Annotated in this window: 16 protein-coding genes and 1 pseudogene; 8 read left to right on the forward strand and 9 right to left on the reverse strand. The window is 70.7% G+C overall.

All coding sequences use genetic code 11. The annotated features are described in order from the left end of the window. Positions 1 to 18: 18 nt before the first annotated feature. The 3 genes from ABD705_RS02765 to ABD705_RS02775 are packed head-to-tail and all read right to left on the reverse strand — an operon-like array spanning position 19 to position 3,426. Positions 19 to 1,440 carry a phenylacetate--CoA ligase family protein gene (locus ABD705_RS02765; protein ID WP_344780264.1) on the reverse strand — a complete coding sequence of 474 codons (1,422 nt, stop codon included), beginning with the start codon at positions 1,438 to 1,440 and terminating at the stop codon, positions 19 to 21. A 48-nt stretch (positions 1,441 to 1,488) separates the two neighbouring features. Beyond that, positions 1,489 to 2,913 (reverse strand): aminomethyl transferase family protein, encoded by a 1,425-nt coding sequence (locus ABD705_RS02770; protein ID WP_344780266.1) that lies wholly within the window; start codon positions 2,911 to 2,913, stop codon positions 1,489 to 1,491. A 57-nt stretch (positions 2,914 to 2,970) separates the two neighbouring features. After that, positions 2,971 to 3,426 (reverse strand): winged helix-turn-helix transcriptional regulator, encoded by a 456-nt coding sequence (locus ABD705_RS02775; protein WP_344780268.1) that lies wholly within the window; start codon positions 3,424 to 3,426, stop codon positions 2,971 to 2,973. A gap of 105 nt (positions 3,427 to 3,531) precedes the next feature. Between ABD705_RS02775 and ABD705_RS02780 the strand changes: the two genes are divergently transcribed. The 4 genes from ABD705_RS02780 to ABD705_RS02795 are packed head-to-tail and all read left to right on the forward strand — an operon-like array spanning position 3,532 to position 6,786. Then, positions 3,532 to 3,969: a PaaI family thioesterase gene (locus ABD705_RS02780; protein WP_344780270.1), complete on the forward strand. Its 438-nt coding sequence runs from the start codon at positions 3,532 to 3,534 to the stop codon at positions 3,967 to 3,969. 10 nt (positions 3,970 to 3,979) lie between these two features. Next, on the forward strand, positions 3,980 to 4,555 hold the full coding sequence (gene pyrE, locus ABD705_RS02785; RefSeq protein WP_344780272.1) for an orotate phosphoribosyltransferase: 576 nt from the start codon (positions 3,980 to 3,982) through the stop codon (positions 4,553 to 4,555). A 14-nt stretch (positions 4,556 to 4,569) separates the two neighbouring features. Continuing rightward, the gene (locus tag ABD705_RS02790) at positions 4,570 to 5,850 is read left to right on the forward strand and encodes an ABC transporter substrate-binding protein (protein WP_344780274.1); all 1,281 of its coding nucleotides are present in this window, start codon (positions 4,570 to 4,572) and stop codon (positions 5,848 to 5,850) included. 30 nt (positions 5,851 to 5,880) lie between these two features. Continuing rightward, the gene (locus ABD705_RS02795; RefSeq protein WP_344780276.1) at positions 5,881 to 6,786 is read left to right on the forward strand and encodes an ROK family protein; all 906 of its coding nucleotides are present in this window, start codon (positions 5,881 to 5,883) and stop codon (positions 6,784 to 6,786) included. 109 nt (positions 6,787 to 6,895) lie between these two features. Here ABD705_RS02795 and ABD705_RS02800 read toward each other — a convergent pair. Next, positions 6,896 to 7,096 (reverse strand): annotated as a pseudogene (locus ABD705_RS02800) (PfkB family carbohydrate kinase); the annotation flags it as partial. Positions 7,097 to 7,569: 473 nt separating this feature from the next. Beyond that, on the reverse strand, positions 7,570 to 8,355 hold the full coding sequence (locus ABD705_RS02805) for an HAD-IIA family hydrolase (RefSeq protein ID WP_344780277.1): 786 nt from the start codon (positions 8,353 to 8,355) through the stop codon (positions 7,570 to 7,572). A gap of 78 nt (positions 8,356 to 8,433) precedes the next feature. Between ABD705_RS02805 and ABD705_RS02810 the strand changes: the two genes are divergently transcribed. Continuing rightward, on the forward strand, positions 8,434 to 9,423 hold the full coding sequence (locus tag ABD705_RS02810) for an SDR family NAD(P)-dependent oxidoreductase (RefSeq protein ID WP_344780279.1): 990 nt from the start codon (positions 8,434 to 8,436) through the stop codon (positions 9,421 to 9,423). Positions 9,424 to 9,490: 67 nt separating this feature from the next. Here ABD705_RS02810 and ABD705_RS02815 read toward each other — a convergent pair whose 3' ends face one another. Continuing rightward, positions 9,491 to 10,129 (reverse strand): metal-dependent transcriptional regulator, encoded by a 639-nt coding sequence (locus tag ABD705_RS02815; RefSeq protein ID WP_344780281.1) that lies wholly within the window; start codon positions 10,127 to 10,129, stop codon positions 9,491 to 9,493. A 24-nt stretch (positions 10,130 to 10,153) separates the two neighbouring features. Next, a complete protein-coding gene (locus ABD705_RS02820) occupies positions 10,154 to 11,401 on the reverse strand; it encodes an Nramp family divalent metal transporter (protein ID WP_344780283.1) in 1,248 nt (415 codons plus the stop codon). 98 nt (positions 11,402 to 11,499) lie between these two features. Here ABD705_RS02820 and ABD705_RS02825 point away from each other — a divergent pair, with 98 nt between their 5' ends. Beyond that, entirely contained in the window at positions 11,500 to 12,141 is a 642-nt protein-coding gene (locus ABD705_RS02825; protein ID WP_425562020.1) for a TrmH family RNA methyltransferase, read from the forward strand. Positions 12,142 to 12,353: 212 nt separating this feature from the next. On the opposite strand, the gene ABD705_RS02830 is transcribed toward ABD705_RS02825, so the two are convergent. Then, positions 12,354 to 13,676, reverse strand: coding sequence for an MATE family efflux transporter (locus ABD705_RS02830; RefSeq protein WP_344780287.1), 1,323 nt, complete (start codon positions 13,674 to 13,676; stop codon positions 12,354 to 12,356). 79 nt (positions 13,677 to 13,755) lie between these two features. Here ABD705_RS02830 and ABD705_RS02835 point away from each other — a divergent pair, with 79 nt between their 5' ends. Beyond that, positions 13,756 to 15,720 carry a M13 family metallopeptidase gene (locus ABD705_RS02835; protein WP_344780289.1) on the forward strand — a complete coding sequence of 655 codons (1,965 nt, stop codon included), beginning with the start codon at positions 13,756 to 13,758 and terminating at the stop codon, positions 15,718 to 15,720. Between the two features lie 177 nt (positions 15,721 to 15,897). After that, positions 15,898 to 16,731 carry a serine hydrolase gene (locus ABD705_RS02840; RefSeq protein WP_344780291.1) on the forward strand — a complete coding sequence of 278 codons (834 nt, stop codon included), beginning with the start codon at positions 15,898 to 15,900 and terminating at the stop codon, positions 16,729 to 16,731. A 138-nt stretch (positions 16,732 to 16,869) separates the two neighbouring features. On the opposite strand, the gene ABD705_RS02845 is transcribed toward ABD705_RS02840, so the two are convergent. Continuing rightward, the gene (locus tag ABD705_RS02845; RefSeq protein ID WP_344780293.1) at positions 16,870 to 18,246 is read right to left on the reverse strand and encodes an NADP-dependent succinic semialdehyde dehydrogenase; all 1,377 of its coding nucleotides are present in this window, start codon (positions 18,244 to 18,246) and stop codon (positions 16,870 to 16,872) included. Between the last annotated feature and the right edge of the window lie 22 nt (positions 18,247 to 18,268).

The following is an 18,268-nucleotide window of genomic DNA, read 5'->3' on the forward strand; positions in this document are numbered from 1 at the left end:
CCCGCCCGAACCGCGGCGTCAGACCCCGGCGCGCTCGTCGAAGACCCGCTTGGCCTTCATCTGGGTCTTCGGCAGCGTGTTCGGCGCCAGCACGTCGACCTCGCACCGGATCTCGCAGCGGGCATGGATCTCGCGGGCGACGTGTTCGGCGGCCGCGAGATCCTGATGCTCGACGAGCACGGTCATCACGTCGAGTCCGTCGGGATGCGTGGACAAGCGGATCTGGAACTCGTCGCCGGTGCCGGGCACGGCACGGACGGCCTCTTCGATCTGCACCGGGAAGAACTTGATGCCGCGCAGGTTGATCAGATCGTCGGCGCGGCCGGTCATGCACCCCATCGCACGCACGTGGTTGCGCCCGCACGCACAGGGCTCGTAGGACAGCCGGGTGTAGTCGCCGACGAGAAAGCGCAGCTGCGCCGAACTCTCGGAGTTCAGGTTCGTGCACACCGAGATGCCGCGCTCGCCCGCCGGGACGGGCTCGAGGCTGTCGGGGTCGACCGTCTCCCACACCTGGATGTCCTCCATCAGGTGGATGAACGTCTCGTCGCCGCGCTGGTACTCGGGGCAGGAATAGCCGCCGCAATGCGGAGACGCCTCGGTGCAGCCGTAGAACTCGACCGCCGTCGCGCCCCACAGGTCCTGGATGCGCTCCATCGTGCCGCGCACGCCGGAGAACGGCTCGCCGCCCTGGACGATCCAGTTCACCGAACTGCGGGCCGGATCCAGGCCCGCCTCCTGCATGGCATGTCCGAGATAGAGCGCGTAGGAGGGCGTGCACACGAGCACGTGCGGCTGGAACCGATCGATCAGTCCGACCCGCGCGGCGCTGTCCATGCCGCCGCCGGGCACGAGCGGCAGCCCCATCTTCACCAGCGCGAACTGGACGCCCCACGCGAACACGTGCGGGCCGAAGCCGACCACCGGGATGGCGCTGTCGCCCTTGCGCAGCCCGCCGGAATAGAGGGCGCGGGCGTTCGCCTGCTCCCAGTACGCGCGATCGAAATGGGTGTAGCGGAACACCCGGGGTACCCCGGTCGATCCGGAGGAGGAGAACAGCATCCAGCCGCGGTCATCCCATTCGTCGGGGCCGCACGTGGAGTACGTGCCGTACGGCGGATGCGCCGAGGCATCCGCCATCATCTCCTCCTTCGTGACGATCGGCCAATTGGCGATCATGGTGTCGACCGAGGTGATGTCCGTCGGGGCGATGCCCAGCCGGTCGAATCGTGCCCGGTAGAACGCGCTGTTCTCGTACAGGAACGGCGCGACGGCGGCGATCTTCTCGTCCTGCACCTCGCGGATGCGGTCCCGCGGCCAGAGGTCCTTGTCCGACCAGTAGTCCGGATGCACCGGGGCGTCGCGATCCTCGTGGTACTTCTCCAGTACGTCCTTCCAGGCGGTGCGGGTCTGCTCCGCGCGGGAACCTCGCCGGGTCATCGTGTCCTCCTTGACAGTGTGCAGAGATCGTCGGGTGTGCGGTGGATGTCACTGGGGCGCCGACTGCGCGCGGCTGCGATCACGGTACTCGCGCGCCGTCGAGCTGATCGGCGATGGGGCCACCCTCACCCGGATGGCGACCTGCTCGTGCGGCTCGACCAGGCCGGCGCTGCGTGCGCCGCCGCCGTCCTCGCCCCAGATCATGGTCAGCTCGGTTCCGGGTGCGCTGAACCGGTCGTCGACGCAGCCGAGCGACATCATGCAGCGTTCGTTGTAGGTGTAGGTCGGGTAGGTGCCCACGCCGACCACGGCGCCGTCGGCGTCGAGCACCTTGTCGTAGTGCATGCGGCCGGTGGCGGCGACCGGCAGGTCGATGTGCTGCGCGGTGGGACCGTCGGTGACGAGGCGGTGGAAGACGTCGGTGAAGTCATCGGCATTCCACAGCAAGGTCACCTTGGTGCGGTGCGGCTCCGGCTGCATCTTCTCCAGCGCTGCGCGGCCGACGAAGTCGTGATCGAAGCGGATGATGCGGCCGTAGCCGAGGTCCCACGGGGTCGCGTAGTAGTCCTGCGGGTCGGCGGAATAGAAGCTGCCGCCCAGAGACATCCGCGCGGAGGCGCTCTTGTCCGAGAGCCACTCCCGATAGCCGCGCAGCTGCGGGCTGGAATAGACGGCAGAGAACGGGACCGCCCACCATCCCGACTCGATCACGGTGCTGAAGTACGCCAGTGACCCCACCTGCCGCAGGCCGTGCTTGCGGCCGGCGGCCACGAGTGCGGATTTCACGTCGCGACGGTCGGCCCAGGGGCCGGACAGCTCCAGTCCCGGCACGCCGCCCATGCTGTGCCGCATCGCGCGCACCTGGTGGCCCGCGATGGTGATCGTCGCCCACCGGAAGAACCTGATCTCCGGCAGCGGGCCACCGTTGAGTTCTTCGAGCAAGTGATACGCGTTCGGCCCCTCCACCTGATACCGGTAGGCCATGCGCTGCTTGGTCTTGTTCAGCACCCAGATCGGGTCCAGTTCCGCATCGACGTCGAAGCCGCCGGTCTCGGCGGTGAACTGCACCCAATCGGTCGTGGCGGGGTTGCCGACCAGCAGCAGATCGTTCTCGGCCAGGTGGTAGAGGATCGCGTCGCCGATCACGAAGCCCTCGGGCGAGCACGCCACGAACTGCTTGGCCGCGCCGGGCTGGAAGCTCGCGAACGAGTTGATCGCCAGGTGGCTCAGCAGCGCGATGGCGTCCGGGCCGTGCAGCCGCAGGTTGTTCATGTGGTAGCTCTGGTCATGCAGCGCGACGCCCTCGCGCCAGGAACGCTGCTCGTCGCGCCAGGTGGTGTATTCCGCGCGGACCACGTCTGTGGGCATCATCACGCCGAACACGTTCAGCGCGGTCTTGGGCGGGTTCGCATAGAGCACGTCGACGATGCTCGACGCTCCGTCGACGATGGACTGCAGCGACTGCTTCGGCACGGCGACCTCCTCCGAGTGAGTTCTCATAGAGAACTTACTCTTCCTGGACCGCTCGCGCTAGAGGGCGCCGGCGTCATCGGCAGGAGGCGGCTCGATCCGATAGCGGACCTCGCGGGCGTGCACGGGCTTGCCGCACCGGTCGCAGGTGACTCGAGGTGAGCAGTCCTTTCCGCACAGCTCATGATGCAGGATCACGCGGCCGGCGTCGCCCCCGAGCCAGCGGTCGCCCCAGGCCTTCATCGCCAGGAACATCGGGTACAGCTCGATGCCGGATTCGCTCAACCGGTACTCGTACCGGTCCGGTCGATTCTGGTAGAGCCGGCGCTGGAGCAGTCCCTGCTCCACCATGAACTTCAGGGTGCGGGTGAGCACCGACCGCGAGATCTCGAGGTTCCGCTGGAACTGGTCGAATCGGCGCACTCCGAAGAACGCCTCGCGGAGGACGACAGAGGTAGCGCCGAACTGCAGAAGCGCTTCGATCCGCTGGACGGAGGTCGTGGGGGAGCCGGGCATGCACCCGAATGTACCGCGAGTCGGTTCTTACAGAGAACTGATACCGTGATCGAAACGCAGGCGTCGGCCGCCGCCGACTGCGGAACTCGTGGAAGGGGCGTCGCCATGAACAGCCACCGGGACACTCTGGGCATGCCCGACATCCTCGACGACTATCCGGTCGCCCCGGCGGACTCGCTCGACGGGGTGCTGGGCTTCCGCCTGATCGAGGTGGGCGAGACCACCGCGCGCGGTGAGGTGCCGTTCGCGGACCGCATCTGCCAGCGGTTCGGCGTCGTGCACGGCGGGGTGTATGCCGCACTGGGCGAGATGGTGGCGACCGAGGCCACCGTGCACCACGTCTGGCCGCGCGGTGACAGCGCCATGGGCAGCTCGAACAGCACGTCATTCTTCCGCCCCATCTCCGGCGGCACGATCCATGCGGACGCCCGTGCGCTGCATCGGGGCCGCACCAGCTGGGTATGGGATGTCGATTTCACCGATGACTCGGGCCGGCTGTGCGCATCCTCCCGCGTGAGTGTGGCGGTGCGCCCCCGCCCGTAGAATCGAGGCCATGACCGTCGCCGCCACGCCCGAACTCGAAGCCGACCGCCAGCAGCTGATCGGCCTGATCACCGCCGAGGCCGTCTTCCACGGTGACTTCACGCTGTCCAGCGGCAAGCAGGCCACCTATTACGTCGACATGCGCAAGCTCACCCTCGATCACCGAGCGGCTCCCGCCATCGGGCGGATCATGCTCGACCTGGTCGGCGACCTGGGCATCCTCGCCGTCGGTGGCCTGACCCTCGGCGCCGACCCGATCGCCAACGCGGTCATGCACGAGTCGGTGCGCGCGGGCCGGCCGCTGGACGCGTTCGTGGTGCGCAAGGAGCCCAAGGACCACGGCCGCGGTCGCCAGATCGAGGGCGCGGATGTCGTGGGCAAGCGCGTCGTCGTCGTCGAGGACACCTCGACCACCGGGCAGTCCGCGCTGAAGGCGGTCGAGGCCCTGCGCCGCGAAGGCGCCGAACCGGTCGCGGTCGCGGTGATCGTCGACCGCAAGACCGGCGCGCAAGCCGCCGTCGAGGCCGCGGGCCTGCAGTGGCTGGCCGCCATCGACCTGGACGACCTGGGGCTCGACCCGCAGTAGCCGGGGAGGACCAGATGCGCAGAGCACTCGCGACGATCGCCGGGCTGGCGGTCGCTTCGCTTGCGCTGGTCGGCTGCACGGGCCTGCCCGGCCCCGCCCAGACGCCCGACACCACGAGCCAGGTCGACGTGTTCACCTCGTGGTCGTCCGGTGCCGGCAAGCTCGGCCTGGACAGTCTGGTCAAGGTGTTCGCCCGGCAGTACCCGCGCGTCGCCTTCGTCGATGTCGCCGCATCCAGCGGCGCCGGGTCGAACCCGGCCGCGGCACTGGCTGCCCTGCTGCAGGCGGACAAGCCGCCGGACTCGTTCCAGGCGCCTGCCGGTGCCGGGCTCGGCGACTACGTCGCGGCGGGCCGGTTGCAGGACCTCAGCACGTTCTACTCCGACAGCGGACTGGATGACGTCCTCCCCGCATCGCTGCTGGCACGCCTGACCGTCGGCGGGTCGATCTACTCCGTGCCCGTCGCCATCCACCGCGTCAACATGGTGTGGGCCAGCGCCGCACTGCTGCACAAGGCCGGCATCGATCCGCGCGCCGCCCCCGCAGACCTGAATGCATGGCTGGCCGACCTGGCCCGGCTGAAGCACTCCGGCGTGACCGCTCCGCTGGCGGTGGCCGCCGCCGGGGGCCAGGTGCAGCTGTTCGAGAACGTGCTGCTGGCGGTGCTCGGCCCGAGCGACTACCAGGCGCTGTGGAACGGATCGATCGGGTTCGACACGCCTGCCGTCGCCCGGGCGATCGACTACTACGGGCGGCTGCTGGCGTTCACGGCCCCGGCCGGCGCCGAGCAGGACTGGCGGGCGGCGGTCGACCTGCTCATCGCCGGTGACGCCGCCTACACCGTCACCGGCGATTGGGCGCCCATCGAGTTCACCGCCAGCGGCCAGACCTACGACAGCGACTACACCGCCTGGCCCACGCCGGGCACCGCCGGCGCGTTCGACTTCTCGGCCGACTCGTTCACCCTGCCGGTGGGCGCTGCGCACCCCGATGCGGCGCTGCAATGGCTGCACACCGTCAGCTCCGACGCCGGGCAGAAGGTGCTCACGCTGCTGACCAGCTCGATCCCGGCCCGCACCGATGTCGCACCCGACGACTATCCGCTCTATCAGCAGGGCGCGATCGCGGCCTTCGCCGCCGACCCGATCGTCAGTTCGCTCGCATACGGCGCCGCAGTGCCCACGTCGTGGCTGACCGACATCACCACGGCGCTCGGCCAGTATGTGACCACGCGGGACGCCGAAGTGCTGCAGGCCGCCCTGGTCCAGGCGCAGCAGAGCGGGCTGGGCAGATAGTGCAGGACCGATGAAGGAATGGAGCCGATCGTGACCGAACTGGCACTGGCCGTGGACCTCGGCGGCACGAAGATCGAGGCCGCGCTGGTCGACTCCGGCGGCGCGGTGCTGCCCGGCAGTCGCGCACGCCGCCCGACGGGGGCGCGGCTGACCCCGGATCTGCTGCAGGCCACCCTGATCCAGGTCGTGCGCCAGTCGGTGCGCAACGCGCCGCGGCCGGTGCAGGCGATCGGGGTCGGCAGCGCGGGGCCCGTCGACCGCGCCGCGGGCACGATCTTTCCCGTGAACCTGCCGGGTGTGAGCGGATTCGCGCTGCGGGACGCCGTGGCCGAGGCCGCGCGCTGGGCCGAGCTCGGCGACGTCGATGTGCGCCTCGGACACGACGGCGGATGCCTCGCCCTGGCCGAGTCGTGGGTGGGGGCGACACAGGGGGCTGCGGCGTCGATGTCGATCGTGGTCTCGACCGGCATCGGCGGCGGCCTCGTGCTCGACGGTCGGTGGGTCACCGGCGCATCCGGCAACGCCGGGCACCTCGGTCAGACCCGCGTGGACGGCGCTCTGATGCTCGAGCAGATCGCCTCCGGCCCCGCCAGCGTGGCATGGGCGCGGGAGCAGGGCTGGGACGGCGACTCGGGTGAGCAGCTCGGCAAGGCCGCGGCATCCGGCGACCCCGTTGCCCGGGCCGCGATCGAGCGGTCCGCACGGGCGGTGGGCCAGGCCCTGGCCGATGCCGCCGTGCTCATCGACCTGGACGTCATCGCGATCGGCGGCGGGTTCGCGCAGGTGTCTGACGACTACGTCGATCTGGTGGCGGCCGCGCTGCGCGAGGCGGCGACACTGCCGTACGCCGCCGCCGTGCGCGTGGTGCCGAGCGGCCTGGCCGGCGACGGCCCGGTCATCGGCGCAGCCGCGCTGGTGCTGCACCCGGGGGTGTAGTCGCACGGCGCGTCACGCCGTGCGCTCGACTCAGCCCGGTCGCCGCGGGCGATGGGCCATCGCGGCCCGGGCCGTCATGCGCGACGGCTCGGCTCCGCGGCGGTCGCGGTCACCGGCCGCGCAGAAAGTCGTCGACCTCGGCGGCGGTGGGTGCGGTGGTCGGCCCACGACGGGTGACCTTGATCGCGGCGGCGTCGGCCCGCCGGCAGGCCGCCGCCCACGTCGCGCCGGCGGCGATGCCGGCCAGCAGCGCGCCGGTATGCGTGTCGCCCGCGCCGTTGGTGTCGATCGGGGTCTGTGGAAAACCCGGGGCCTGCCCGGTGTGGATCACCCGTGGGGCCGGGGCATCCGCTCGTCGGTCGTGCCCATCGTCGTCGGCCTGGGCACGGGTGCGCATGCGGCCCAGCCTGTCCAGCTGCCCGGCTCGTGGCGTGCGCGACCGTGTCGGCGCGAGCACGCGGCAGCACAGCGCAACGCAGCGCACGCGCGGACGGCCCGTTGAGTCGTCGCATATGGCGGCCGAATCGCGCGGCAGGTCGCCATATGCGACGACCGAACGCCGACCCGAATTCTTCCGTCGTCACATATGCCGCGTGGATCGGCATCCATGTCGCCATATCTGACGACCCCACGTCGGCTGTGGAACTCGAATGCCGGGTGGCGCCTCGCGGCGCTACCTGTCGTCGTGCTTGTTGCGCCGCAGGTACTGCACCACGAACACGACCAGGGTGCCGGCGAGCACCACTATCGTGGCCCCGTACAGCAGCGCCTGCTCGACCCCGTTCACGTCGATGCCGGGCGGATCAGGTCGGCGACCGAGTCGACGATCTCGTCGGGCCGGAACGGGTAGCGGTCCACCTCGTCGCGGTCGCTGATGCCGGTCAGCACCAGCACGGTGTGCAGGCCCGCCTCGATGCCCGCGATGACATCCGTGTCCATCCGGTCGCCGATCATGCCGGTGTTCTCGGAGTGCGCGCGGATCTTGTTCATCGCGGAGCGGAACATCATCGGGTTCGGCTTGCCGACCACATACGGCTCCCGGCCGGTGGCCTTCGTGATGAGGGCCGCGAACGACCCGGTCGCCGGCACGACACCCGACGGCGTCGGCCCGGTCGAGTCGGGGTTGGTGATGATGAACCGGGCCCCTGCGCCGATGAACCGGATCGCCGCCGTGATCGCCTCGAAGGAGTACTGCCGGGTCTCGCCGACCACGACGTAGTCGGGCTGCGTCTCGGTCATGATGAACCCGGCCTCATGCAGCGCCGTGGTCAGGCCCGCTTCGCCGATCACGAACGCCGAGCCGCCGGGCAGCTGCGACCGCAGGAACTCGGCGGTCGCCAGCGCCGACGTCCAGATCCGCTCCTCCGGGACATCCAGGCCCGAGCGTGCCAGCCGGGCCGACAGATCCCGCGGCGTGAAGATCGGGTTGTTCGTCAGCACCAGAAACGGCGTGCCCTCGTCGCGCCACTGTGCGAGCAGCTCGGCGGCGCCCGGAATCGGCCGATTGTCGTGCACCAGCACACCGTCCATGTCGGTCAGCCAGCAGTCGATGTCCGCGCGAGTCCGCATGCGGCCAGCTTAGCGATCGCGGGCGCGTCGTCGGGCTCCGCACGGGCATGCCGGGCGCAGTGGGCATAGGCTCGGAGTGTGGCGCGGGCAGGGCGAAACCAGCAGCGTCTGCTCGACCTTTCGGGCAGGCGGTATCTGATCACCGGTTCCACCCGTGGCCTGGGATATTTCGCCACCGAACAGCTCGTGCGCGCGGGCGCGCACGTGATCATGACCGGCCGCAGCCCGAACCGCCTGCAAGCCGCGCATGCGGCGATCCTGCGCCGGGTGGTGGAGCGGGCGGACGCCGACCAGACCGGCGCCCCGCCGGGGTCCGTCGAGACGCTGCTGATGGATGTCAGCAACTTCGGATCGATCCGGGCCGCAGCCGCCACGGCCCGCACCCGCGGGCCGCTGCACGGCCTGCTCCTGAACGCCGGCATCGTGCACGCCCCCAAGAAGCGCCGCACCGCCGGCGGCCACGAACTGGTGTTCGCCACGAATGTGCTCGGCCACTTCGCACTGGCCGGCGAGCTGCTGCAGAACCTCGCGGTCGTCAGCGGCCGGATGGTGTGGCTCGGCAGCATGTCGACGGCGCTCGGCGCCTACGAGCCGGTCGACCCCGAGCTGACCACGCGGTACACGCCGTGGCGCGCATACGTGCAGTCCAAGGTCGCCACCACCGTGCTCGGCCTGGAGGCCGACCGGCGGCTGCGCGAGGCCGGGGTGCCGGCAGCCAGCGTCGTGGTCCATCCCGGCTACGCGATCAGCGGGCGGACGATCGGCATCCGCGGCGTCAACGAGCCGACCCGGCTGACCCGCTTCGTCGACAGCCTGCAGCTGCCGATCGCCCAGTCCAAGGACACCGGCGCCCACAACCTGGTGCGGGCGCTGACCGATCCCGAGATCTCCGGTGGCGAGTACTGGGGCCCGCGCTTCATCGTGCACGGTGCGCCGCATCGCGGCCGCGCCACCCGCACCGAGCGCGACCCCGAAGTCGGGGTGCGGCTGTGGGAGTACTGCGAGAACGCGACCCGGGTGCGCTGGCCGTTCGAGAAGGCCGCGAAGGCCCGCCGCCGGCGCCGCTGAGCGGCCGGTCACGCGGCGCCGAGCTGCACTCTGGTAAGAGCCCGCGGAGATGAGACGGGGCGGCCGCTCAGGCGGCGAGCCACACCGCGTCGGCGGCCCCGTCCGGCAGCACGGCGTCGGCCCCTCCGTCGATGCGCACGGTCTGCGCGTCGACGACCTCCACCTGCCGGCGGATCGACAGCCCGGCATCCTCGAGGGCCTGCAGCAGCTGCGGATCGCGATCGCTGACTCGCAGCACGCGGCCGCGGTGGCCGGGCGCGGCGTCGCGCAGCAGCACGAAGTCCTCGCGGTGCACCCGTCCGTCGGCGTCGGGGATCGCATCTCCATGCGGGTCGAAGTGCGGATGCCCGAGTCGGGCGGCGATGCCGGCCAGCAGCCGGTCGCTGACGGCGTGCTCGAGCACCTCGGCCTCGTCGTGCACTTCGTGCCAGGCGTAGCCGAACTCCTGCACCAGCCAGGTCTCGACCAGTCGGTGCCGGCGGATGATCGCCGCCGCCCGCTGCGCGCCCTCCGCGGTCAGCGAGATCGGCCCGTAGGGCCGGTGCGTGACCAGGTTCTGCGCGGCCAGCTTCTGCACCATCTCGGTGACCGACGACGGTGCCAGCCCCAGCACGGCGGCCAGCTGTGATGGCGTGATCTGCTCGTCCTGCCACTCGGTGTGGTGGTAGATCGTCTTCAGATAGTCGTCGACCGCGGGGGATGCCACGCCCACCAGGGTACCCGGGCCCGCTCAGCGACCGGTGAAGAGCAGGACCAGCAGCATCCCGTTCAGCACGATCAGGAACAGGGATGCCGCGACTCCGAGCGCCGTGGTCTGCCAGCGGTTGCGGAACCGGCCGAGCAGGCTGCGCCGCGCGGTCAGGACGATCAGCGGGATCACCGCGAACGGAATGCCGAACGAGAGCACCACCTGGCTGAGCACGAGCGACTGGGTCGGGTCGGCGCCGAACCCGAGCAGCAGCAGCGCCGGCAGGATCGAGACCAGTCGGCGGATCAGCAGCGGCACGCGCAGCCGCAGCAGGCCGTGCATGATCTCGGCGCCGGCATAGGCCCCGACCGACGTGCTGGCCAGGCCGCTGGCCAGCAGCCCGATCGCGAACATGACCGCGATGACGGGTCCCATCCCCGCGCGCAGCGCCGCATAGGCACCTTCGAGCGAGTCGGTGCCGGGCACTCCGGCCAGGCTCGCGGCCGCCAGCAGCAGGATGAACACGTTCACGGCGCCGGCCACGCCCAGCGCGATCGACACGTCCCAGCGGGTCGCGCGCAGGATGCGGGGGATCGGGGTGGGATCGGGCGCGAACCGGTCGCGGGCCAGTGCCGAGTGCGCATAGATGGCATGCGGCATCACGGTGGCGCCGAGGATGGATGCCGCCAGCAGCACCGACCCCGAGTCGGTCAGCCGCGGCACCAGGCCGCCCAGGACACCGCCGGCGCTGGGCGGGGCGACGAACACGCCGGCCACGAAGCCGATCGCGATGACGGCGACCAGGCCGATGATGACGAACTCGAACGTGCGCGGGCCGCGGCCGGAGTGCAGGCTCAGCAGTGCGAGCGAGACGAGGCCGGTGATGACACCGCCCCACACCAGCGGCAGGCCGAACAGCAGCTGCAGGGCGACGGCACCGCCGATCACCTCGGCGACGTCGGTGGCGATGGCGACCAGCTCGGCCTGCAGCCAGTAGGCGATGCGGCCGCCGCGGCGCTGGATGCGCTGCCCGAGCAGCTCGGGCAGGCTCCGTCCGGTGACGACCCCGAGCTTGGCCGACAGGTACTGCACGAGCCAGGCGATCAGGCTCGCCAGCACCACGACCCAGACCAGCAGGTAGCCGTACCGGGCGCCGGCGGTCATGTTGCTGGCGACGTTGCCGGGGTCCAGGTACGCGACGCCGGCGACCAGGGCCGGCCCCAGCATCCATGCCGCACGACCCTGGGACGCATGCTGCACCGGGGCGAGGACCTCGGCAGATTTCGGCATACCGAAATTCTACCGCTGTTTTCGGTGTGCCGAAACCGATCCAGACGATTGTCCGGCCGCCGCCTCGGCGCCGCGGCTACGCTGGATGGGTGACCGATCTGCCGCCCGTGCCCGCCGCTGCGGCCCCGGCGTACGGCGTCGGTCCCTGGCCGGGTGGGCCGGATGCCTGGCCCGACGACCCCCGGTATGACCGGCAGCTGCTGGCCGACGGCGACCGCCGCAACGTCGTCGACCGGTACCGCTATTGGCGGATGGACGCCATCGTGGCCGAGCTGGACACCCACCGGCATCCGTTCCACGTCGCGATCGAGAACTGGCAGCACGACCTGAACATCGGGTCGATCGTGCGCAGCGCCAACGCGTTCCTGGCCGACACCGTGCACATCGTCGGCCGCCGGCGCTGGAACCGGCGCGGCGCGATGGTCACCGACCGGTATCAGCACGTCGTCCATCACCCGGATGTGGCCTCGCTCGCCGCCTGGGCCGCCGGCGAGGGCTTGCCGATCATCGCCGTGGACAACATCGGCGGCTCGGTCGCGCTGCCGGCGGCCGAACTGCCCGAGCGGTGCGTGCTGCTGTTCGGCCAGGAGGGCCCGGGGCTGTCGCCGGAGGCGCTGGAAGCGGCCACCGGCATCGTGCAGATCAGCCAGTACGGCTCGACCCGGTCGCTGAACGCCGCCGCGGCGGCCGCCGTGATCATGTACGACTGGTGCCGGCGCTGGGCCGCGCCCGCGCGCTGACGGTCGGGTGGATGCTCGAGGTCGGGCCGGTTCGTTCGGTCGTCGCATATGCAGGGTTGGCGGGCCCGCAGGTAGGCATTTGCGCCGACTGAAGGATTGGCGCTCTCGTTCGGTCGTCGCATATGCAGGGTTGGCGGGCCCTCAGGTAAGCATTTGCGCCGACTGAAAGCGGGGCGGATGCTGCAACCTGACGCGCTCGCGCGGCCGCGCGCTCAGGCCGGCTGGGTCATCCAGACCGGGCGGCGCAGTCGCCAGCCGAGCCCGACCAGCCGCGCGAGCATGTACACGCCGAAGAAGGCGACGGCCAGCCAGGCCAGGCCTCCGGCTCCGCCCGGATGCCACAGCCACAGCGCGAGCAGCGTCGGCAGGTACACCACCAGATTCAGACCGCCCACGATCGCCAGATAGCGGGCGTCGTTCGCGCCGATCAGCACACCGTCCAGCACGAACACGACTCCGCACACCGGCTGGGCCACCGCCAGCACGATCAGCGCCGGCTGCACGAGTGCCGCGAGTGCGGCATCCCCCGTGAACAGCAGGCCGATCACGCTCGACAGCGCCCCGACCAGGCCGCCCGTGATCACGCCGAACCAGGCGCCCCACGCCAGCGTCCGGCGCAGCACGCGGCGCACCTCGGCCGTGGAACCGGCGCCGAGCTGCTTGCCGATCAGCGCCTGCGCGGCGATGGCGAGGGCATCCAGCGCGAACGCCGCGGTCGAGAACATCGTGAACGCCACCTGCCAGCCGGCCAGCTCGTGTGTGCCGAACCCGGTCGCCACCGCGACGGTCAGCAGCAGCGCCAGGCGCAGCGACACGGTGCGCAGGAACATCCACCCGCCCGAGCGGGCCGACCCGCGCACGCCCTCGCGGCGCGGGCGCAGCGGCGCCTGGTGGCGGCGTGCGAGCCGGCCGATCACGGCGACGTAGGCGGCCACCATGCCCCACTGCGCGACCACGGTGCCGACCGCCGAGCCCGAGATGCCCCAGCCCAGCCCGTAGATGAACGCGAAGTTCAGCAGCGCGTTGGCGCCGAAGCCGCAGCCGGCGATCCACAGCGGCGTGACGGTGTCCTGCATGCCGCGCAGCAGACCGGTCGCGGCGAACACGATCAGCATCGCCGGCAGCCCCCACATCGAGATGCCCAGGTAGGCACGGGCGTCGGCGGCGACCTCGGGCGAGGCGCCAAACGCCCCGATCAGCGCCGGCGTCGACAGGTAGCCGACCAAGGCCAGGATCGCGCCCAGGCCGAGGGCGAGCCACAGGCCGTCGATGCCGACCGACACGGCGCTCGCGGGCCGGCCCGCGCCGAACCGACGCGCCACGGCCGGGGTGGTCGAATAGGCCAGGAACACCATCAGGCCGACGATCGTCTGCAGCACCGCTGCGGCGATGCCCAGCGCCGCCAGCGGCACCAGGCCGAGATGGCCGACCATGGCCGAGTCGAGGATGAGGAACAGCGGCTCGGCGATCAGCGCGCCCAGCGCGGGCACGGCGAGCCGCAGGATGTCGCGGTTCAGCGTCGTCGGCGTGTGCACGCTCTGAGCCTATGGGCACCGTCGGCGTCGCCCGGTGCCCGAGCCACGGATGTCGCCTTCGCGGCATATCCTGGAGGGCATGACCGAATCCCCCCGTTCGGGCCTGGAGCTCGACGCGTTCCGCGCCCAGATCCGCCCGCAGGACGACCTGTTCCGCCACGTCAACGGCGCCTGGATCGAGGCGACCGAGATCCCCGAGGACAAGGCCCGCTGGGGCTCATTCCACTTCCTGGCCGAGCAGGCCGAGAAGGACGTCCGCGCCATCATCGAAGAGGCACCGGATGCCGCCCGGGGCACCGAGGACCGCAAGATCGGCGACCTGTACGCCAGCTTCATGAACACCGAGCGCATTCAGCAGTCCGGTGCCGCGCCGATCGTCGACCAGCTCGCGGCGGTCGACGCCATCGAGTCGATCCCCGAGCTGCTGGCCACCGTCGGGCGGCTCGAGCGCGACGGCGTCGGCGGCATCATCGACGTGTACGTCGAACCGGACCCGGGCGACCCGGAGCGGTACGTGCCGTTCGTCGTGCAGAGCGGCATCACGCTGCCCGACGAGAGCTACTTCCGGCTCGACAACTTCGCCGAGGTGCGCGAGACCTACCGCGCGCACATCGCGCGCATGCTCGCGCTCGCCGAGATCCCGGATGCCACCGGCGACGCCGATCGCGTCTTCGCGCTCGAGACCGAGATCGCCGGGCAGCACTGGGACAATGTGCGCAGCAGAGACGCCATCGAGACCTACAACCTGAAGACCTGGGCCGAGGTGCAGGCGCTGGCCGGCGTCGACCTGCAGCCGTGGCGGACCGCTGTCTCCGGCGCACACGACGCCGCGTTCGACGAGCTCGTCGTCTATCAGCCGAGCTTCATCGAGGGGCTCGGTGCACTGCTGGTCGATGAGCGCCTGCAGGACTGGAAGGCATGGCTGCGGTTCAAGATCGTCCACGGTGCCGCCGCGTTCCTGTCCGACCCGTTCGTCGAGGAGAACTTCGCCTTCTACGGCACCGCGCTGACCGGCGTGCCGGTCAACCGCGAGCGCTGGAAGCGCGGCGTCGGCATCGTCGAGGCGGCGATGGGCGAGGCGGTCGGCCGCGTCTACGTGCAGCGGCACTTCCCGCCGGCGGCCAAGGCGGCGATGGACCAGCTGGTCGCCCACCTCATCGCGGCCTACCGGCAGAGCATCACCGCGCTCGACTGGATGAGCCCCGAGACCCGCGGGCGCGCCCTGGCCAAGCTCGACACCTTCACGCCGAAGATCGGCTACCCGGTGAAGTGGCGCGACTACTCCGGCCTGCAGATCGATGCCGACGACCTGGTCGGCAACGTCCGCGCCGCGCACGTGCTCGAGCACGACCGCCAACTGGCGAAGGTGGGCCAGCCGATCGATCGCGACGAGTGGTTCATGACGCCGCAGACCGTGAACGCCTATTACAACCCTCTGATGAACGAGATCGTCTTCCCGGCGGCGATCCTGCAGTACCCGTTCTTCGAGTCGGATCGGGATGCCGCGGCCAACTACGGCGGCATCGGCGCCGTGATCGGCCACGAGATCGGCCACGGCTTCGACGACCAGGGCAGCCGCTACGACGGCACCGGCAAGCTGGCGGACTGGTGGACCGACGCCGACCGCGCCGCGTTCGAGGAGCGCACCAAGAGTCTGATCGCGCAATACGACGCGCTGGTGCCGCTGGGGCTGGACGGCGAGCACCACGTCAACGGGGCCCTGACCATCGGCGAGAACATCGGCGATCTGGGGGGCCTGGGCATTGCGATCCGCGCCTACGAGCTGTCGCTGGGCGACGAGCCGGCGCCCGAGATCGATGGGCTCACCGGCATCCAGCGTCTGCTGCTGAGCTGGGGTCAGGTGTGGCGGCAGAAGGGCCGGGATGCCGAGACCATCCGACTGCTGACGATCGACCCGCACTCGCCCAACGAATTCCGGTGCAATCAGATCGTGCGCAACGTCGATGCGTTCTATGATGCGTTCGAGGTCACCGAATCCGACGCGCTGTGGCTGCCCGAGCAACAGCGCGTCACCATCTGGTGACCGCTGCGGCGGCATCCTCCGCAGACGACTGAACACCGTCGCGCGCGCCGCGCGCACGAGCCCCTCAGCTCAGGAAGGAATCCAGTGGGCACGCCCCCAGAGCCCCAACGGGACACTGCATCGCTACGGGGGTCGCGACGCAGCAGCAGGGCCAGACCATTGCCGAGGAGGGCGGCAGTGGGCCGGCGGACGTTCACGTCGACGCTCAAGTCGCTCGACGAGCTCGCATCGCTCGGCGCGAAGGTGTCGGTGCGCGTGAACGACCTCGATCGCGGTGGCACCGTGCTCAGCGGCGACGACTTCGTCACGCTGCCGGTCGGCGGGCTGGGCATCGTCCCGCTGCTGATCGAAGTGGCCGCCCAGATCGAGGCGGGCACGCTCGACCCGCTGGAGATCATCGACCGGTCCACGCTCGAACGCGTCGAGGTCGCCGGTGTGTGGCAGCACCTGAAGGCGCCCGCGCTGCCGGTGGTCGACCTCGCGGTGCTGGCGGCGGCGTCGGGCGACGCGATCGCCGCGAACGCGCTGATCGACAAGGTCACGCTGCCGGCGGTGCGCGCGCGGATCGAGCAGCTCGGGCTGGCCCGGTCGGCGCTGCTGGACCGGTTCCGCGACCAGCGCGGGCCGGATGACGCACCCGAGGTGGCGCTCGCGTCCACGCGCGAGCTCGCGCAGATGTTCGCGGCGCTCGTGAACTCCGAGGCGGTCACCGCCGGGGTCAGCGCGCAGGTGGCCGAATGGCTGAGCCTGAACCAGGACCTGTCGCTGGTGGCGTCGGCGACCGGGCTCGACCCGTTCGCGCACTTCAACGACCAGCACGGACTGCTGTTCATCAACAAGACCGGGCGGGGTGCGGGCATCCGAGCCGAGGCCGGCGTGCTTGCCGGTCCCCGTGCCGGGGTGGCGTATGCGCTGATCGTGTGCTTCGACGACCTGTCGATCACGCATCGGCTGCGCGCACACGAGGCGTTCCGCACCCTCGGCGTCGACCTGATGGAGTACGTGTTCTGATCCCGTCCGCTTTACTGCTCGCGCGGTCGTCTGAGTGGTTCGCGACGGCGTGCGGTCGGGCGCTGGCGCGGCTCGCGCTATTGTTTCCGACATCCGCGCTTGTTTCTTTCATGCGCGGATGCCGGAAACGGCCGCGGGTCAGGCCTTCCAGACGGTCTTCAGGTTGCAGAACTCGCGGATGCCGGCGGCGGCGAGCTCGCGCCCCAGGCCCGAGTCCTTCACGCCGCCGAACGGCAGCTCGGGGTGCGAGGCGGTCATCCCGTTGACGAAGACGGCTCCGGCGTCGAGGTGATCGACGAACCAGTCCTCCTCATCCGCGTCGTTCGTCCAGACCGACGAGCTCAGCCCGAAGGTGGTGCCGTTGGCTAGCCGCAGCGCGTCCTCGCGTGATGCGGCCTTGTAGACGGATGCCACCGGCCCGAACGCCTCTTCGGCGAACAGGCGCATCTCGGGGGTGATGTCGGCGACGACGGTGGGCTGGTAATACCACCCGGCACGCTGCGGCACCTGGCCGCCCGTGACGACGGTCGCCCCGTGCCGCACGGCGTCATCGACCTGACCGGCGAGCTCGTCGCGCCCCGACTTCGTGGCCAGCGGCCCGATGTCGGTCGACTCGTCCAGCGGGTCGCCGACGGTCAACGCGGCGACCTTGGCGGCGAACGATGAGAGGAACGCGTCGTAGACGTCCTGGTGCACGATGAAGCGCTTGGCGGCGATGCACGACTGCCCGTTGTTCTGATTGCGCGCTGTCACGGCCACGGTCGCGGCCCGCTCGAGGTCGGCGCTGGGCATCACGACGAAGGGATCGGACCCGCCCAGCTCGAGCACGACGTGCTTGACCTCGGAGCCGGCGATCGCGGCCAGCGACCGGCCGGCCGGCTCCGAGCCGGTGAGCGTCGTCGCCTTGACCCGGTCGTCGCGCAGCACGCGCTCGACGCCGGATGCCGGGATCAGCAGCGTGCGGAACGAGCCCTCGGGAAACCCGGCGTGCTCGAAGAGCGCGTCGAGGTACAGCGCCGACCCCGGGACGTTGGAGGCGTGCTTGAGCAGGCCCGCATTGCCGGCCATCAGAGCCGGGGCCGCGAAGCGCAGCACCTGCCAGAGCGGGTAGTTCCACGGCATGACGGCCAGCACGATGCCGATCGGCGCATAGCGGGTGCCCGCCGCCGAGGCACCCACGGTGCTCGGATCGCCGAGCGTCGTGGGGGCGAGGAAATCCTCGGCGTTGTCCGCGTAGAAGCGGCATCCGCGCGCGGATTTGAGCACCTCGGCGCGTGCCTGCACGATCGGCCGGCCCATCTCGATCGTGATCATGCGGGCCAGCTGGTCCACGTCGGATTCGAGGATGTCGGCGGCCTGGTGCATCCACGCGGCGCGCTGCGCGAACGTCGTGCCGGCCAGAGCCTCGTAGGCCGACTGCGCCTGCGCGATGCGGCGGTCGACCTCGTCGTCGCTGTGCGGCTTGAAGGTCTCGACGACCTCTCCGGTGGTCGGGTTGGTGATGGCGATGGCCATGGGTCCTCCTGGATGCCGCGGG

The organism is Microbacterium kribbense, from assembly GCF_039537285.1.
Lineage (GTDB): Bacteria > Actinomycetota > Actinomycetes > Actinomycetales > Microbacteriaceae > Microbacterium > Microbacterium kribbense.

What these genes read in the sequence shown, in the direction of transcription:
- ABD705_RS02765 (WP_344780264.1), bottom strand. Translation starts at nt 1,440, where the DNA reads ATGACCCGGCGAGGTTCCCGCGCGGAGCAGACCCGCACCGCCTGGAAG.
- ABD705_RS02775 (WP_344780268.1), bottom strand. Translation starts at nt 3,426, where the DNA reads ATGCCCGGCTCCCCCACGACCTCCGTCCAGCGGATCGAAGCGCTTCTG.
- ABD705_RS02780 (WP_344780270.1), top strand. Translation starts at nt 3,532, where the DNA reads ATGAACAGCCACCGGGACACTCTGGGCATGCCCGACATCCTCGACGAC.
- pyrE (WP_344780272.1), top strand. Translation starts at nt 3,980, where the DNA reads ATGACCGTCGCCGCCACGCCCGAACTCGAAGCCGACCGCCAGCAGCTG.
- ABD705_RS02790 (WP_344780274.1), top strand. Translation starts at nt 4,570, where the DNA reads ATGCGCAGAGCACTCGCGACGATCGCCGGGCTGGCGGTCGCTTCGCTT.
- ABD705_RS02805 (WP_344780277.1), bottom strand. Translation starts at nt 8,355, where the DNA reads ATGCGGACTCGCGCGGACATCGACTGCTGGCTGACCGACATGGACGGT.
- ABD705_RS02820 (WP_344780283.1), bottom strand. Translation starts at nt 11,401, where the DNA reads ATGCCGAAATCTGCCGAGGTCCTCGCCCCGGTGCAGCATGCGTCCCAG.
- ABD705_RS02835 (WP_344780289.1), top strand. Translation starts at nt 13,756, where the DNA reads ATGACCGAATCCCCCCGTTCGGGCCTGGAGCTCGACGCGTTCCGCGCC.
- ABD705_RS02845 (WP_344780293.1), bottom strand. Translation starts at nt 18,246, where the DNA reads ATGGCCATCGCCATCACCAACCCGACCACCGGAGAGGTCGTCGAGACC.